The sequence below is a fragment of the Duganella sp. Root1480D1 genome (assembly GCF_001427305.1).
Taxonomy (GTDB): domain Bacteria; phylum Pseudomonadota; class Gammaproteobacteria; order Burkholderiales; family Burkholderiaceae_D; genus Rugamonas.
Window position 1 is genome coordinate 49,000 of the sequence record NZ_LMFZ01000001.1, and the last position, 14,325, is coordinate 63,324.

At 65.6% G+C, this 14,325-nt stretch carries 20 protein-coding genes; all 20 read right to left on the reverse strand.

The genetic code is table 11. The features are described 5' to 3' along the window. Positions 1–3 precede the first annotated feature (3 nt). The gene (locus tag ASD58_RS00235) at positions 4–237 is read right to left on the reverse strand and encodes a hypothetical protein (RefSeq protein WP_057258902.1); all 234 of its coding nucleotides are present in this window, start codon (positions 235–237) and stop codon (positions 4–6) included. A gap of 74 nt (positions 238–311) precedes the next feature. Then, complete coding sequence (locus tag ASD58_RS31600) at positions 312–911, reverse strand: HrpE/YscL family type III secretion apparatus protein (RefSeq protein ID WP_057258904.1); 600 nt, start codon at positions 909–911, stop codon at positions 312–314. Next, positions 908–1,489 (reverse strand): hypothetical protein, encoded by a 582-nt coding sequence (locus ASD58_RS31605; protein ID WP_162252975.1) that lies wholly within the window; start codon positions 1,487–1,489, stop codon positions 908–910. The genes ASD58_RS31600 and ASD58_RS31605 overlap by 4 nt, the downstream gene beginning before the upstream one ends. Positions 1,490–1,491: 2 nt before the next feature. Continuing rightward, the gene (gene sctJ / locus ASD58_RS00250; protein ID WP_057258908.1) at positions 1,492–2,277 is read right to left on the reverse strand and encodes a type III secretion system inner membrane ring lipoprotein SctJ; all 786 of its coding nucleotides are present in this window, start codon (positions 2,275–2,277) and stop codon (positions 1,492–1,494) included. Between the two features lie 5 nt (positions 2,278–2,282). Further along, on the reverse strand, positions 2,283–2,699 hold the full coding sequence (locus ASD58_RS00255; RefSeq protein WP_229209856.1) for an EscI/YscI/HrpB family type III secretion system inner rod protein: 417 nt from the start codon (positions 2,697–2,699) through the stop codon (positions 2,283–2,285). 63 nt (positions 2,700–2,762) lie between these two features. Continuing rightward, positions 2,763–3,233, reverse strand: coding sequence for a hypothetical protein (locus ASD58_RS00260; protein ID WP_057258912.1), 471 nt, complete (start codon positions 3,231–3,233; stop codon positions 2,763–2,765). Continuing rightward, positions 3,217–4,374 carry a type III secretion system export apparatus subunit SctU gene (sctU, locus tag ASD58_RS00265; protein ID WP_082565144.1) on the reverse strand — a complete coding sequence of 386 codons (1,158 nt, stop codon included), beginning with the start codon at positions 4,372–4,374 and terminating at the stop codon, positions 3,217–3,219. Before sctU ends, ASD58_RS00260 begins: the two co-directional genes overlap by 17 nt. A gap of 22 nt (positions 4,375–4,396) precedes the next feature. Further along, positions 4,397–5,194 (reverse strand): type III secretion system export apparatus subunit SctT, encoded by a 798-nt coding sequence (sctT, locus tag ASD58_RS00270; protein ID WP_057258914.1) that lies wholly within the window; start codon positions 5,192–5,194, stop codon positions 4,397–4,399. A gap of 3 nt (positions 5,195–5,197) precedes the next feature. Next, on the reverse strand, positions 5,198–5,461 hold the full coding sequence (gene sctS / locus ASD58_RS00275; protein WP_057258916.1) for a type III secretion system export apparatus subunit SctS: 264 nt from the start codon (positions 5,459–5,461) through the stop codon (positions 5,198–5,200). Between the two features lie 10 nt (positions 5,462–5,471). Further along, positions 5,472–6,131, reverse strand: coding sequence for a type III secretion system export apparatus subunit SctR (gene sctR, locus ASD58_RS00280; protein WP_057258918.1), 660 nt, complete (start codon positions 6,129–6,131; stop codon positions 5,472–5,474). Further along, entirely contained in the window at positions 6,128–7,147 is a 1,020-nt protein-coding gene (gene sctQ, locus ASD58_RS00285; RefSeq protein ID WP_082565145.1) for a type III secretion system cytoplasmic ring protein SctQ, read from the reverse strand. The genes sctR and sctQ overlap by 4 nt, the downstream gene beginning before the upstream one ends. Before the next feature lie 13 nt (positions 7,148–7,160). After that, positions 7,161–7,784, reverse strand: coding sequence for a hypothetical protein (locus ASD58_RS00290; RefSeq protein WP_057258922.1), 624 nt, complete (start codon positions 7,782–7,784; stop codon positions 7,161–7,163). Next, positions 7,781–8,257: a hypothetical protein gene (locus ASD58_RS00295; RefSeq protein WP_057258924.1), complete on the reverse strand. Its 477-nt coding sequence runs from the start codon at positions 8,255–8,257 to the stop codon at positions 7,781–7,783. Before ASD58_RS00295 ends, ASD58_RS00290 begins: the two co-directional genes overlap by 4 nt. Further along, positions 8,254–9,588, reverse strand: a complete 1,335-nt coding sequence (locus ASD58_RS00300) for a FliI/YscN family ATPase (RefSeq protein ID WP_057259676.1) — start codon at positions 9,586–9,588, stop codon at positions 8,254–8,256. Before ASD58_RS00300 ends, ASD58_RS00295 begins: the two co-directional genes overlap by 4 nt. Before the next feature lie 26 nt (positions 9,589–9,614). After that, positions 9,615–10,586 (reverse strand): FHA domain-containing protein, encoded by a 972-nt coding sequence (locus ASD58_RS00305; protein ID WP_057258929.1) that lies wholly within the window; start codon positions 10,584–10,586, stop codon positions 9,615–9,617. Positions 10,587–10,665: 79 nt separating this feature from the next. Then, the gene (gene sctV / locus ASD58_RS00310; RefSeq protein WP_057258931.1) at positions 10,666–12,756 is read right to left on the reverse strand and encodes a type III secretion system export apparatus subunit SctV; all 2,091 of its coding nucleotides are present in this window, start codon (positions 12,754–12,756) and stop codon (positions 10,666–10,668) included. 12 nt (positions 12,757–12,768) lie between these two features. Then, positions 12,769–13,038, reverse strand: a complete 270-nt coding sequence (locus tag ASD58_RS00315; protein WP_057258933.1) for a hypothetical protein — start codon at positions 13,036–13,038, stop codon at positions 12,769–12,771. Beyond that, a complete protein-coding gene (locus ASD58_RS00320; protein WP_057258935.1) occupies positions 13,019–13,474 on the reverse strand; it encodes a hypothetical protein in 456 nt (151 codons plus the stop codon). Before ASD58_RS00320 ends, ASD58_RS00315 begins: the two co-directional genes overlap by 20 nt. Next, positions 13,471–13,806, reverse strand: coding sequence for a hypothetical protein (locus ASD58_RS00325; protein ID WP_057258937.1), 336 nt, complete (start codon positions 13,804–13,806; stop codon positions 13,471–13,473). Before ASD58_RS00325 ends, ASD58_RS00320 begins: the two co-directional genes overlap by 4 nt. Continuing rightward, positions 13,803–14,318, reverse strand: a complete 516-nt coding sequence (locus ASD58_RS00330; RefSeq protein ID WP_057258939.1) for a hypothetical protein — start codon at positions 14,316–14,318, stop codon at positions 13,803–13,805. Before ASD58_RS00330 ends, ASD58_RS00325 begins: the two co-directional genes overlap by 4 nt. Positions 14,319–14,325: the final 7 nt, after the last annotated feature.

The following is a 14,325-nucleotide window of genomic DNA, read 5'->3' on the forward strand; positions in this document are numbered from 1 at the left end:
GGCTTATTTCGATTCGTTGAGAACGGTTTTCAGGGGTTTCTGCAGCAGGTTGAATTGCGCGGTCATTGCGCTGTGGGTCAGCGATTGCTGTTCCAGCAGGCGCGTGAATTCGGTTGGATTCGGCTTTTCGCCATTGGCCTGGCGGCGGTAGAACTCGTGCATCTGGTCGCCAATGTCCTCAAACTTGCGGTCGAGGCGATGCAGGGATTGCACGACGGGATTCAGCTTGCTGGACATGGCGCTCTCCTGGGGGGTGATATACAGGTGAGTGGCGCCGCGAAGGATGGTGGTTCGCCCCGCGCAGGGAAAATTCAGGCAGCGACGCGCATGCCCGGCAAGGCGGCCAGCGCCTGGCGCAAGGCCGTCGCCGCCGCGGCGAAATCGGCCCGCCATTCGCCACTGTCGGCCTCCAGCTTGCAAGTGCCTGGCGCCAGCCGGTCATCGGCTTCGCATGGCCACGGCAAGCCCGCGGGCGGCGGCATGTCCTGCGGGTGCAGGCGCAGCACCGCATTCACCAGCTTTGGCGGCGCTTCGCGCAGCAGGCGGCGGCAGCCCGCGGCGATCTTTTCCTGTGCCGTCGTTTCCAGCACCAGCCGGTCGTACAAGGCGCCGGCCAGTTCGGCGACCATGTCTTGCGCCTGTTCCATGAACGAAGCCATGGCCGCATCCATGCCTTGCTGGAGCTGCATGCCCCGCTCGATCACGCGCGCCTCCGCCTCGTGGACGGCCTGGCGTGCCTCTTCCCTGGCAAGCGCCAGCAGTTGCTCTGCCTCCCGGCGTCCTTGTTCGACGATCTGCCCGGCCAGCAATTGCGCATCCGCGGTGCGCTCCATGGCAGCGCCGCGCAGTATGCCGTGCACTGGCAGCAGGCGCGGGTCCGCCTCCAGGCGCGCTACGCAGAAAGCTGTCATTGCCATTCTCCTTGTGATCGTACCCTGTCCGCCTGTTCCAGGCACAAGCCCCAGCAGCGCAGGCGCCGCCGCGCCGCCGCTCCGCTGGCAGCTCCATTGACCAGGCCGCGCAGCATGAATCCAGTCAGGACGGCCCCGGCATCGGCAGCCGATTCGCCAGGCAATACCAGGCGTAGCCGGTCCCACATGCCCGGAAAACCGGCTTCCATTGCGCAGGCAAGCTCTCGCAAGCCGTCGCACTGCAAGTCCCCGCTCGGCCGGCAAAGCCTGACAAGCGGCTGGATCGCGGCCGTGGCCAGGCTCCAGCGACGCTCGCCGGAAGGCAGGCTCGCCAGCGCGCCATGCCGTCCCTCGCGCACTGCCAGCAAAGCCCCATAGAGCCGTGCCGCAGGAAGCAACGCTTGCGCATCGCAGCCGGCAAACTGCTGCCATCCGCTGTCGAATGCGCGCGGGAAGTCGGGGCGCACGCCTTGTTCAGCGCACCAGAGCCGGTAAGCAAGGCGCCGCGACAATGGCGAAGCGTTTTCGGACCGCATGGAAGGGTTGAACCACCAGTCAAGGAACTCGCCTTGCGCCACGATCAATCTCCCGCCGCCACCGGCACCCGCCGTTTGCGCAAGCCGGCCAGCAAGCGATGGTTGCGCAGCAGGCCATGGCCGGCATAGGCCATCCCGGCCAGCACCAGCGCTGCCAGCACCGCCAGCGCGGACCGCAAGCCGGACGCCGACTCTTCCGCCACATGGAACGGCCCGACCTTGGTCCAGGCGGGCGGCGCGGGTGCCGCTTCGGCTGGCGTCATCACGACCGACACCTTGTTGCGGCCTTCTTCGCCGCTCAGGCCCGGAATGCTCGACGAGACCAGGCGCCGCACACGCGGCGTAATCGCATCCTCGTCCAGCGGCGGGCGATAACGGATGAATACAGCGGCCGACGACGGCTGGATGGCTTCACCCGGGGCGATACGCTCCGGCAGCACCACGTGTACGCGCGCCGACAACACGCGGTCGAAAAGCTGCAAGGTCGACTCCAGCTCTTCCGACAGGCCGTGGATATAGCGCACGCGCTCCTCCATCGGCGACGAAATCATGCCCTGCTTCTTGAACACCTCGCCCAGGTTGGAGCGGCTGCGGCGCGGCAGCCCTGCCGCCTGCATGGTGCTGGTGGCGCGCGACAGGTCCGCTTCCTTGACCGTCAGGCTGACGCCGGCCTTGTCCTGGTGTTTTTCGACCTCGATGCCCTGGCCCGTGAGCGCCAGGACAATTTCGTTGGCGTCGGCATCCTGCAGGGAAGCCTGCAGGACAACCACCTTGCCGCATCCGGCCAGCGCAAGCGCGCATAGGGCCAGTGAGAAAAAGCGCTTGACCATGGCGCTTATTGCAGCTTTGTCAGGGAATCGACCGAGCTGCTGGCCCGGGACACCACCTTCGAGATGGTCTGGACCCGCAACTGGTAGTCGTTCAGGGCCAGCATCGCATGCATCAGGTGCAGCGAATCGCCGCTGGCCGTGGCGCGTTCCAGCATGCGCGAGACATATTGCTGGTGGCGGTTGACGTCCCCCGCCAGGCCGGCGGCCCGTTCGGCCATCACGGCAGCCAGGCTGTCCTTCCCGATATCCGGTGGCGCCAGGTTTTGCTGGGTGCCGGAGCGGAACTGCTGCTGTACCTGCAGCTGCACCTTGAAGCTCGCAGCGCCCTCGCCCGTCGCAGCAGGATCGGGGATATGCGGCGCGGGCTTGCCGGCCAGTCCGCTTGCGGCGCCTTGCACCGCCATGCTGAGTTGAGTATTCACGCTGTCTCCAAAAGAAATTCGATCCGCTGCAGATGGGTGGCAGCAAGGCCGCATGCGGTTCCCTTACAACTCCTCCTGCGGGTCGATGCAGAACACGCCGCCGCAACCATGGCTGTTGGTCGGGTCGCAGCCCGCGCCGCCGCAGCGGCGCTCGCACGCCAGCCGCGATCCGGGACGAACCGGAGGCAGCGTCGCCGCGGGTTTGGGCACCAGACGGCGCAGCATGGGATGCGCCTGGCCGACGGCCATGGCGAGATGACGTGCCCGGTCTTCCCCGTCCGCCTCGGCGGGATCGTCCCGCTCCGGCGCCGGCGCGGGAAGCTGAGCCGCCCCGAACGCGTCATCGCACATCGTATCGGTGGCCTGCGCGCCGGACTCCGCCTTGTACAGCAGGCATCCGCCCGCCATCTGCGAGCGTGGCGGGCGGGGCCTGGGTGCTTTCGTCTGTTTGCCGTGGGGCGGTGGTGCCGCTTCCGCTTCCGCAGCGGGAGCTAGCGGCGCCTGGCCCGATGTTTCCTTAGCCTTGATCCGCATTCCGCTCTCCTTGTGCCGCCGCTTCCTCCGCGCTCAAGCCCAGCATGCCGGCCGGCGGATCGCCATGGGCTTCCAGTTCCACCTCGCTGCCTTGTTGCCCCATGCGCTGCAACTCCAGCACCACTGCATAAACCTGCGCTACAGCTTCGTAGCTGGTGCGCGGCACCTCCATGTCCGGCTTGCAGCCCGCATACAGGGTACGGGCCAGCCAGACATGGCGGATGATCGGGATCCCGCGCAGGCGCGCACGCGCCATCATCGCCTGCGCCGTCGCATCGCGCCCTTTGGTCAGCACCTGCGGCACCATGCCGGCCTCCGGATCGTAGAACAGCGCTACCGCAAAGTGGCTCGGGTTGACCACCAGGGCATTGGCGTCGTCGGTACGCGCTACCGGCGCCTCGTTGGCCCATTGGCGCGCCAGTTGCTTGCGCTGACCTTTCACCATCGGGTCGCCTTCCGACTCCTTGTATTCGCGCTTGATTTCCTCCATGTCCATCATCAGCTCTTTTTTGTGGAAGTACTTTTGGGTCGCGAAATCAATTACCGCCAGGCCGAGGCAGACGATGATGACCGAGTGGAAAATCGACTTCAGAACCGTTATGAAGGCGAAATAGACATCCTTCGGCTCCCCGGTGGATAGCTGCACGATGTCCGGCAAAGCGCCCCGTGCCAGCACGTAGACGGTCCAGCCGATCAAGGCGGCCTTGCCGACCGCAATCAGCAGCTCGATCAACTTCTTCTTGGAGAACAATTGCTTGAAACCGTTGACGGGATTCAGCTTGTCGAATTTGGGCGTCACCGCTTCGGGCGCAATCAGGACGCCGAACTGTCCCCAGTGCGCTGCCACGCCTGCCACAATGCAGATCAGGAAGAAGCTGCAAAAAGTGGCGATCAACAGCGTGCCCGCCGCCTGCAGCATGTCCCACAGCGTGGCCTCGAAAGGACGGCCCACGCTGGCGATGCCCAGCTCAAACAGCCCGTCAAGCGACTGGCGCCACAGCGGTTCCGTCGCGAAGGCTGCCTCCGCCACTGCGACCAGGGTTGCGAGGCGGGCCAGGTCGCGACTGCTCGCAACCTGGCCCTTCTTTCGGGCATCCTCGATTTTCTTGTCTGTCGGCTCTTCGTTCTTTTCTTCGCTCATGATTCGCTCCCGGACAATGCGGTCACGGCCCGCGACGCGCGCCGAGCAGGCCGGCCGCCAGGTCCAGCAGATTGGAGAAGTCGCCTGCCACGTGGTGCGACAGGGTAGGCCAGTACAGCAGCAGGATCACCAGCCCCATCAGGCTCTTGACCGGGGACGAAGCGAACGACACCTGCAGGTTGGGCGCAAACACTCCAATCAGGGCAAAGGCCAGTTCGATCAGGATCAGTGGGATAATCACCGGAGCGCCGTACACCACGATATGCCAGAAAAGCTCGCCAAAGCGCTTGATCATCAGGTCCATATGACCTGCCTCAAAAGGCGGAGCCAATGACCAGGCCGGCCATGCCGCGTAACTCTCGACCAGAATGCGCGCAAGGGCCACGAACAAGCCGGCTTGCACCATGACCAGCACTACCGCCTGCACCATCACGCCGCCAATAATGCTGGCATCACGATCGACGCCTGCATTGTTGGACTGGATCTGGATCGGGGAACGCTGGCTGTCCAGGATCGAGCCCACCGACTGCACCGCCCACAGCGGCATGGTGGTCAATACCCCCAGCAGCAAGCCGATTGCCGCTTCCTTGAAGATCAGCATGCCGCAACTAAGCATATCGGGCCCGTATTGCTGCACCGCATAGTAGGTTGGCAGCGCCGCCGGCAGCGCAATCGCCATCGCGGCCATATTCTTAGCCATGCCTGTCAGGACGTTCAGGCCGAAGCCAGGCAGGATCACCAGGCAGACCAGCACCCGCGGCGTTGTCAAGGCCAGGGCCACCAGGGCATTCTGGATATCCAGCAGCAGCGACGGGTGCATCGGCTAGCGCCCCACGGCCGGCAGCATGGTGAACGCCAGGTCAGTGAGCTGGATCAATTGCACGCCGATCCAGCGGCCCATTCCGGCCAGCGTGACGGCCACCGCGACCAGTTTTACCACGTAGGGCAAGGTCTGGTCCTGGATCTGCGTCACCGCTTGCACCAGGGAGACAGTCACGCCGCACAGGGTTGCAATGACCAGGGGCGGCGCGGACAGCATCACGGCCAGCCACAAGCCTTGCTGGAAAAAGTTCAGGGTGTCTGCCATGGCATTCCTTTCAAGCGTAAGAAGCGGCCAGCGCATGCAGCAGCTTGCCCCAGCCGCCAACCAGGGTAAACAGCAGCAGCTTGAGGGGGATGGTGATGGTTTGCGGGCTCACCTGCTGCATGCCGAGGGCCATCAACAGGTTCGACACCAGCAGGTCGATCACCACGAACGGTATGTAGATCAGGAAGCCGATTTCGTAGCCTGCCTGCAGCTCCGAAACGACGAAGGCGGGAATCAGGACCAGCAGGTCATTGTTGCGCGCCTGCTTTGCATAGTCCTCCGGCCACAGCTTCTTTGCCGAAGCCAGGAACAGCTCGCGCTGGTCCGGATTGCCATGCTTGATCATGAACGCGCGCAGCGGTTCAAAGGCATCGATCGCCTTGGCCAGGCCCGGTGGCGTTTGCGCGTTGGCGGTGGGCGGTGCCGGCTGCGCCATGCGCTGCCCGATCTGCTGGATTGTCGGCGCCATGATGAAGCCGGTCAGCACCAGCGCAATACCGTAGATCGCCAGCGTTGGCGGCACCTGCTGCACGCCGATGGCGCTGCGCAGGACCAGCATCACCATGGAAAGCTTCAGGAACGATGTCGTCGTCACCACCAGCAGCGGGATCAGTGCCAGCCCCGCCAGCATCAGCGAGAATGAGACGACGTCCGTCTGCCCGTTCATCATGCCGCGCTCCAGGATGTGATGCGCACGCCCAGCCTGCCGTCCACGTCCACTGCCTCGCCCCGCCCGAGGTGACGGCCGCCGCAGACAATTGCAATGCTGTCGGCACTGCCCTGGGACAGCTGCAGCACCGCCCCGCTGGCCAGGCTGCGTAGCTGGCCCAGGCTGAGCTGGAGCGTGCCCAGTTCAAAACTGAGGGCCAGTGGTAGCTGGGCCAGGGCGGCATCATCCACGCCGCCCGCATCGTCTTCGCTGTCGTAGTTCAATTGCGTCTCCATGGTGAGAATGGTGAGCAGACCTGGTGCCGCATAGCGTACTTGCGCCTGCGCGCCGCCCAGCGTCAGGCGGCCCACGCCCTGCGTGTCAAAGAGGGTCCTGTCCGGCAGGAGGATGTCGCCCACGCACAGCTCCTGCAGCGCCGGCGCAGGCAGATGGTGGCGCCCCAGGTGGACCGGCAGGGAAATGCGCAGCGCGTGCAACGCATCCAGCGGCTGTGCCTTTGGCTGCCATTCCTGGTGTTCAAGCAGGGCGAGCCAGGATGCTGGCAATGCGCTGATCCGCGCCCCAGTCATATGTGTGCCGTCGTCAAGGCGCAAGTACAGGGTGGCCAGCTCCATTTCCGCCGGGGGGATGGCATCGCGCCGCAATGCGCGCATGCTGCCCAACGGCGTTCCCGCCAGGCGCCCGAGCAGCGCGCCATCCATCCACTCGCGCTGCGCCACTGGTGCCGGCGCTGCCGCCTGCGGGTCGATGCCTGTCAGGCCGTGCAGCAGCGCGGCACCATCTTCCAGGTAGAACATGCCGTGCGGGCTTTCCAGCCCGAGAGTGCCGGCCCGGGCCTGCTGTTGCGGGCCGGCCGCTGGCCTTCCGGCTTCGAGCAGCAGCGACATGCCGGCAAGGCTGCATCGAAGGCCGCTTGCCACGCGGCGGCTCAATGCCGCGCTGTTGGCGCCGACCGCATCTTTCTGCAATCGAACGGCCTTCGCATGCGCGGCAGACAGCAACTCCATTTCAGCCATTCCAGCCCTCCGCTTACAGTATGGTCAGGGTCACATCCTTTCCTATACGTCGTTCCAGGTGGGCGCTTAGTTCCTTCTGCTGGCCGCGCAAGCGCTCGGCCAGGACTTTGCTGGCGGGCTTCAGGTGATAGGCGACTGCGGCCGGGCCGGCATCCACGGCAACAGCCATCGTCGCGCCCCCTGGCAGCTGAACTTCAAAAATGCCGCTGCAGTCTCCCGCGGGGAGCACGGCTACGATGTCCTGCGCATCGAACATCCCCGCGCTTGCCGGCGCCGCGCCGGGTGCCATCGGCTCAGCATCGCCTTGCCCTGTCCCCTCGCCGCCGTTGCCTCCCTCTCGTCCGTCGCCTCCGCCATTCGTGCAGGCTAGCAAGGCCCCAAGATCTTCCGGCTGCTGCTCGCGTACAGGATTGGGCACCGCACGCACCGTCCGCGCCGGCTCGGCATGTGCGGAGGCCGGCGGTTTGCAAAGCGTCCGCACCGGCGGCCTTGGCGGAACCTGTGCCGCTGTCGCGGGCGGCTTCGCGGTCGCGGTAGCAAAGCGCCAGCCCGGCTGCTGTCCCGGCCGCGTATTCGGCTCGCCTGGCAGCAGTCCGTCCAGCCAGCGACCCGGCAAAGCCGGAGGCAGCCGGTTCATTCGCTCTCCCCGGCTTGCCTTCTCAAGGCTTTCAGCTCATCGCGCATGATGCCAAGCTTCTCCTGCTGCCGCTGGGCGCGCCGCGCTTCGGCCAGCGCCTCGAAAAAGCGCGCCCCGGCAAGACGGGAGGTCCGCACCGCTTCCTGGCAGCGCAAATTCAGGCTGGCAGCTTCCTCCTTCATGCGCGCATGGCGTGCCTTGGCAACGTGGAACTGGCCCGTGGTGATCGTCATCCGCAGGAACTGGGCGCGCGATTCCAGCCAGAACTGCGCCGCCTTCTGCATCGCCTCACGCTTGCGCAACTTATAGTCGTGCAGCGCCTGGCGGCTGGCCCGCCAATTCTCGCGGGCGCTGCTGCGCTCCCGTTCAAGGCGCCCCAGCCTTTGCTTGCGCACGTACAGCAGCTGGTCCAGGCTGCGGTCCGGCCGTTTGGGCTCGGCTACTTCGGTCACTTCACGCCTGCTGCGCCTCATGCCTGCATTCCCATCAAGGTATCAAGCGTTTCCTGGAACGGCGTGCCGGTGCCGCTGCCGGTGTACTGGCGCAGGAACTCAAGTTGCGCAGGGCGCAGTTGCATGGCGCGGTCGGCCACCGGGTCGGCACCCGGCTGGTATTCGCCAAGGCGTATCAGCAGCTCCATTTCCTGATAGCGCGACAGCAGTTCCCGGAACTGCCCGGCAGCGGCGCGGTGTTCGCGCGTCGTCACATTGCTCATCACGCGGCTGATGCTCGCCAATACGTCGATGGCCGGGTAATGGCCCTGCTCCGCCAGCTTGCGCGTCAGCAGGATGTGTCCATCCAGCAGTGACTTCGCCTCGTCGCCGATCGGGTCGGAAGCCGATTCGCCGTCGACCAGCACCGTGTACATGGCGGTGATCGCCCCTTCGGGCGTGCTGCCGGCGCGCTCGATCAGGCGCGGCAGCATGGTGTAGACCGACGGCGTAAAGCCCCCGCGCGCCGGCGGTTCGCCCGCCGCCAGGCCGATCTCGCGCTGGGCCCGGGCAAAGCGGGTCAGCGAATCGACCAGCAGCAGCACCTGTTTGCCGCGCGCCCGGAATGCTTCGGCAATTGCTGTGGCGGTGAAGGCAGCGCGCGCCCGTTCCATCGACGTGCGGTCCGAAGTGGCACAAACGATGACGGTCTTGCGCACCAGTTCTTCATCGAGCTCGTGCTCCAGGAATTCATTCAGCTCGCGTCCCCGTTCACCAATCAGGCCGAAAACGATCGCTTCGGCCTGGCAGCCGCGCGCGATAGCTGCCATCAGCGTAGTCTTGCCGCAACCTGGCCCGGCGAATACGCCGATGCGCTGCCCAAGCCCCATGGTCAGCATGCCGTCGATGGCTCGCACGCCGGTAGGCAGGGGCGTGACGATGCGCGGGCGCTCCACCGCCTGGGGAGCATCGCGAATCACCGGCACCGTGCAACGCCAGGTGCCGGCCACGCCGCTGGCGGCGGGCGCGCGGAACATCTGCCGGCCGAATCCGTCAAGCACGCTGCCAAACAGGTGGTCGCCCACCTCGATCGTATGCGCGTGCCGCAAGGGTTCGATGACCGTACTGCTGGATACTCCTTCCAGCGGGCTGAGTGCCGACAGCACGGCGCAACGCTCGGTGAAACCCACCACCTCCGCCAGCATGGGCGCGCCGCCGCGCTGCTGGTCATACAGATGGCATAGCTCACCGATTTTCACTGGCGGCATATGTGCTTCGATCAGGGTGCCCAGCACCTGCGCCACCTTGCCGCGGCTGGAGAAACCGGGATGTGGCGGCAGTTGCGCGCTCCATGCGGGAATCGCATCGCGCATCTGCTGCAGGTTTGCGTCGATTCCCGTCACCAGCGCACCTCGATCGGTTCGCGCCCGGTGAAAGTGATGCGATTGCCGTCGATGGCGGTCAGGCGCACACCCTTGTATTCGTCGCCGGGATAGAGGCGCTGGCCGTCTGTGGTGACGATGCTGGCCTGGTTGCCCGTCACCAGTTGCTGGATCTGGAACGGCAGCAGGCTATCGGCGCCGCCCAGCTGCACGTCAATCGGGAACTCGATATGGTTAGCCTTCACGAAGTCGGCCAGGATGCGCCGGAAACGCAGGGTTTCTTCCTCGTCGAGCGCCCCTTTCAGGCGCCAGGAGCCTTCATCAAGCTGCAGGTCGAAGCGGCGCAGCATGTCGACGTCGGCCAGGCGCTTGCGAAAGGCCTGGGCAAGGGCCGCTGGCGCAAGCGTGGACACTGGCGGAACGGCGGCCAGCGGGATGGGTGCTGCCGGCATGGCCGGCGCCGGCGCCGACCTGGCGCTGAAAGCCAGCGATGCAACGCCTGCCAGCACGGTGCCAGCAGCCAGCGGCACCCACATGGCGCGGCTGCGCCGCCTGCCGCGTTTGGCGGGCGATGGAAGCGGCTCCTGCGCCGACGCAGGCGCGTGCCGGCCTTCGCCCGCGGCGGTATCGCCCGATGCCGCGGCCGCCGCGCCAGCAGGAGGCTGCGGTGGCTCCATCCACGGCGCCGCCGCCTCTGAAATGCCAATCCATACCGCTCCGATGCGCGCGCAGTCGCCAGGTGCGAGGACGTGTTCTTCCTGCTCCGTGTCCGAGTCTGCGCTGCGTACACTTCCCTCCAGCGCCGCCAGCAGCCAGCGATCGCCGTCATGGCGCAGCGTGGCATGGCGTCCGGCCACGCCTGGGTCCAGCAACACCACGTCAGCATCGTCGCTGGCGCCGATCACATAGCGCTCGCCGCCCAGCGGCAGGCTGGCGCCGCGATGCAGGCCGCTCAGTATCCTCAGTTCCAGCCCGGATTGTTCGCCCATGTCTTCACCTCCACAGTTAGCGGCGCCTGGATCGCGCCGCAACAATGAGTGGCTGGCGCACGCCACCCGGTTCCGAAATCTATGCCTCGATCATGCCTACCGGCTGGATCCTCAGGTGCTGGGTCAACTCGGAGAATGCAAACACCGGCACCGAAAAGAACTCTTCCTCAATCAGCTTGCGCACGGAGCGGCGGATGTCTGCCGCCGTCACCAGCACCGGCGGCGCCACCGGCGAAGACACGCTGTGCGACAGCTCACCCAGGCGGTCAAGAATCATTTGCTCGGTCTCGGGATCGATGTCGAGATAGCTTCCCTGGCTGGTCTGGCGCATGGCGTTGCGCAGCAAGTCTTCCAATTCCGGCGACAGCAGGATCACCTCGATCAAGCCGTTGCGCGCCACTTCAAAGCACAATTGCCGCTTCAGTGCCAGGCGCACATAGTCGGCGATCACGTCCGGATCGCGCTCCTTGGGCGCCCAATCCAGCGTGGTTTCAAGCAGCAGGCGCGCATTGCGCAAGGAGACGCCCTCCCGGGTCAGGCGCTGCACCACCTCCGTCAGGCGCGGCAAGGTCAGGGTCTTGTTGACCTCCTTGCCCAGTTCCGGATAGCGCCGCTCTGCCCAGCGCGTGAAGCGGATCACTTCATTGACGCCGACGAACATCTGGCAATTGCGCAGCATCTCGACCTCGATATCCGCCCCGCATATCGCCTCCCAGCGCTGGTACTGCACGCCCGCCCCCGCCAGCGCGGCCTCGTCGTCGATGCGCACCCAGGTTCGCCGGCGCCGCGAGCCGGCAACCTGGGCCTCGACGGCCGTGAAGCCCAGCTCCTGCAGGCGCCCCGCCGCCTCCTGGGTTGCGCCCCAGCCGAGGCGGATCTCTTCATCGATCAGCGGCACCTCGGCCATCAGGAAATGCACTCGCCCGTCCGGGATCGAATGGTGGTATTCGAATTCGATAGGTTTCAGGTCCGGGATGCCGCGCCGCTCCAGCATGCCATTGCGCATGACGCGCACTGCCACGCGGATGGTTTCCGCTTCCGGCGAATCGCGCATCGATTCCGGCATGCGCAGGATGAAGGGCGTGGTGGCAGAAAAATTGGTCAGGTCGACGATGCTGGCATTCTGCCGCTCCTTCTCTTGCGCAGCCCTCTCTTTTTCGGCATCGGCCAGCGGCTTGAGCATGCCGATCACGCCAGCCGCCGCCAGGCCCAGTGCCAGCGTCAGGAATACCATTGTCGGCATGCCGGGAATGGCGCTGAACAGCAGCATGATGGCGGCCGTGGTCAGCAAGGCCTTGGGTTCCTTGAACAGCTCCCCCACGATGTCCTGGCCGATATTGCTCTCTTCGCCCTCCTCGCCTGCCCCGCTCACGCGCGTGGTGATCATGCCCGCGCCGAGGGAAATCAGCAGTGCCGGGATTTGCGCGATCAGGGCATCGCCGATGGTCAGGATGGAATACACCTGCATTGCCTGCGACGCTTCCATGCCCCGCTGCACGATGCCGATCGAAATGCCGCCCACCAGGTTGATCGCCACGATGCAGATCCCCGCAATGGCATCGCCCTTGACGAACTTCATGGCGCCATCCATGGCGCCGTGCAATTGGCTCTCCTGCCCCAGCTTGGCGCGTTTTTCCTTGGCCTCCTCCGCCGTCAGGATACCGGCCCTCAAATCGCTGTCGATCGACATCTGCTTGCCCGGCATCGCGTCGAGGGAGAAGCGGGCCGATACTTCCGACACGCGCTCGGAACCTTTGGTGATGACGATGAACTGCACCACCGTCAGGATCAGGAAAATCACCAGGCCGACCACCAGGTTGCCGCCCACCACAAAATTGCCGAAGGTCTCAACGATATGGCCGGCATCCGCTTCCAGCAGGATCAGGCGCGTAGTTGATACCGAAATCGCCAGCCGGAACAAGGTCGTCAGCAGCAGCACCGCGGGGAAGGTGGAAAATGCCGTCGGCCCCGGCATATACATGGCAACGATCACGATCAGCGCCGAGGCGCCAAGGCTGCAGGCGATCAGGATGTCCAGCAGCCACACCGGCATCGGCAAGGCCAGCATGAAGACGATGCCGATCACCAGGCCGGCGGCCAGCAACTCCGCACGCTTGGCCACCTTGGCGGCAATCCCGTTCAGGAACAAGACGAAAGCCATCGATTGCATGCTATGTTTTCCTTATGCAGGCTGGCGCCGGGCGATCAGCTCCAGGCAGGGTTGCGAGCCGAATGCCTTGCGCAATTCGGCCAGGTCGGCTGGCATGCCTAGTTCCGTCGCCGCATAACCGGCAAGGAGCAGCAGGTTCTTTTCACCGGGCCAGAGTTCCAGGCATGCGCTGGCCAGCGCATGGGCTTCTTCATGCTGCAAGGCGCCGATGTGGCCCCAAACCAGCCCGATCGCCGCACTCAATTCCTCTGCCATCGCGGCCTTAGTGCTGCGCAGTTTCATCCTGGTCTCCTCCCGCGGTCTGCAATGCCCGATCCGGTTCGGCGTCGCTGCGCCGCATCTGCTGCCAGCGCAGCCGCAACTGGACGGCCGTTTCCACTACCTGCACGGCGCGCAGGCCGGGGCCGCGCTCCTCCAACGGAACCTTCAGCGCCTGGTCGATCAGCATTTTTTGCAGCCCGCGCAGCGATGGCAAGGGATTGCCGCGCCAGACCGGATTGTCGAAACTGAGCTCAGGCCCCACGGCCTGGGCCAGCATCTCCAGCTTCGGGTCGGCACTCAGCACCGGCGGCGGCAGCGACAGCGCTTCTTCGACGGGAAGCAGCAATGGCCGCGATTTGACCGACTGCAGCGAGGGCGCCAGGCTGTGGATTTCGCCGGCATCGGCCAAGCCCTGCAAGCCGAGGCCTGCAGCATCGTTCAGGCGTGTATTGATCACAGTAGCAACTCCTCTGCCGCCAGCCATTCATTGTCCTCCAGCCCATGCGACTCGCTGTCGCTGCAACGGCGCACCAGGTACCAGCTGCCGTCGGCGAAAAGCGCCGGCAACCATGCACCGAAGCGCCGCAAGTCGGCGCCGCGCCGGCGCAGAAGGGTCTCCGCCCGCAGCGGCTGTTGACCCGGTGCGCTTGCGCCAAGCGCCAGCAGGACGCCGTGTTCCAGCGGATAGACCAACAGCTGTGCGCCGCCGGCCAGCGACGCCGTGGCCACGGCATTGTGCAGCCTTGCCTGCGCAGCCAGTTGCATGTACATTTCGTTCATTTCTTTCATTGCCTGCCTCCCATGGCCGCGCGCTCTCCCCTGGCCCGCGCCGCGATGCTGTCGCGCCATTCCTGTTCGCGCCGTTCGGCCTTGCCCGGCAACAGCGGAAGTTCGGACTGCGCGGCCTCGGCCTGCCGCAGCAATTCGTCGAGCAGCTCGCGCCGGGTCCCCAGCTTGTCGGCTGCCCACAGGGTGGCAGGCAACGCTTCCATCGCGATGCGAAGCAGCGACCATGCCCTGCCGCGCGCCGCAGCAGGCAGCGGCTTCACGTCGCCCAACTGGGCCATCAGCGCGACTGCCTTGGCCTTGCCCCATCCGGTTTCCGCAGCCGTCAGCAGCTGAACCGCCAGTTCCGGTACGTCCGGTTGCGCCACCAGCGCAGCCTGGTCCGCCAGGTCGCGCCGCAGCGCTTCGGCGATATCGAACACCGACCTGACCACGGTGAAGGCTTTCGCATCCGACATCGTCAACCAGTAGCGGCCCAAGTTGCGCTCCGGGTTTCGCCGCAAATCCGCTCCCATGACGCCC

What these genes read in the sequence shown, in the direction of transcription:
- ASD58_RS00315 (WP_057258933.1), bottom strand. Translation starts at nt 13,038, where the DNA reads ATGAAACTGCGCAGCACTAAGGCCGCGATGGCAGAGGAATTGAGTGCG.
- ASD58_RS00325 (WP_057258937.1), bottom strand. Translation starts at nt 13,806, where the DNA reads ATGAAAGAAATGAACGAAATGTACATGCAACTGGCTGCGCAGGCAAGG.
- sctV (WP_057258931.1), bottom strand. Translation starts at nt 12,756, where the DNA reads ATGCAATCGATGGCTTTCGTCTTGTTCCTGAACGGGATTGCCGCCAAG.
- ASD58_RS00290 (WP_057258922.1), bottom strand. Translation starts at nt 7,784, where the DNA reads ATGAACCGGCTGCCTCCGGCTTTGCCGGGTCGCTGGCTGGACGGACTG.
- ASD58_RS00260 (WP_057258912.1), bottom strand. Translation starts at nt 3,233, where the DNA reads ATGCGGATCAAGGCTAAGGAAACATCGGGCCAGGCGCCGCTAGCTCCC.
- sctJ (WP_057258908.1), bottom strand. Translation starts at nt 2,277, where the DNA reads ATGGTCAAGCGCTTTTTCTCACTGGCCCTATGCGCGCTTGCGCTGGCC.
- sctR (WP_057258918.1), bottom strand. Translation starts at nt 6,131, where the DNA reads ATGATGAACGGGCAGACGGACGTCGTCTCATTCTCGCTGATGCTGGCG.
- ASD58_RS31600 (WP_057258904.1), bottom strand. Translation starts at nt 911, where the DNA reads ATGACAGCTTTCTGCGTAGCGCGCCTGGAGGCGGACCCGCGCCTGCTG.
- sctS (WP_057258916.1), bottom strand. Translation starts at nt 5,461, where the DNA reads ATGGCAGACACCCTGAACTTTTTCCAGCAAGGCTTGTGGCTGGCCGTG.
- sctQ (WP_082565145.1), bottom strand. Translation starts at nt 7,147, where the DNA reads ATGGCTGAAATGGAGTTGCTGTCTGCCGCGCATGCGAAGGCCGTTCGA.
- ASD58_RS00235 (WP_057258902.1), bottom strand. Translation starts at nt 237, where the DNA reads ATGTCCAGCAAGCTGAATCCCGTCGTGCAATCCCTGCATCGCCTCGAC.
- sctT (WP_057258914.1), bottom strand. Translation starts at nt 5,194, where the DNA reads ATGCACCCGTCGCTGCTGCTGGATATCCAGAATGCCCTGGTGGCCCTG.
- ASD58_RS00295 (WP_057258924.1), bottom strand. Translation starts at nt 8,257, where the DNA reads ATGAGGCGCAGCAGGCGTGAAGTGACCGAAGTAGCCGAGCCCAAACGG.
- sctU (WP_082565144.1), bottom strand. Translation starts at nt 4,374, where the DNA reads ATGAGCGAAGAAAAGAACGAAGAGCCGACAGACAAGAAAATCGAGGAT.
- ASD58_RS00300 (WP_057259676.1), bottom strand. Translation starts at nt 9,588, where the DNA reads ATGCGCGATGCGATTCCCGCATGGAGCGCGCAACTGCCGCCACATCCC.
- ASD58_RS00330 (WP_057258939.1), bottom strand. Translation starts at nt 14,318, where the DNA reads ATGGGAGCGGATTTGCGGCGAAACCCGGAGCGCAACTTGGGCCGCTAC.
- ASD58_RS00305 (WP_057258929.1), bottom strand. Translation starts at nt 10,586, where the DNA reads ATGGGCGAACAATCCGGGCTGGAACTGAGGATACTGAGCGGCCTGCAT.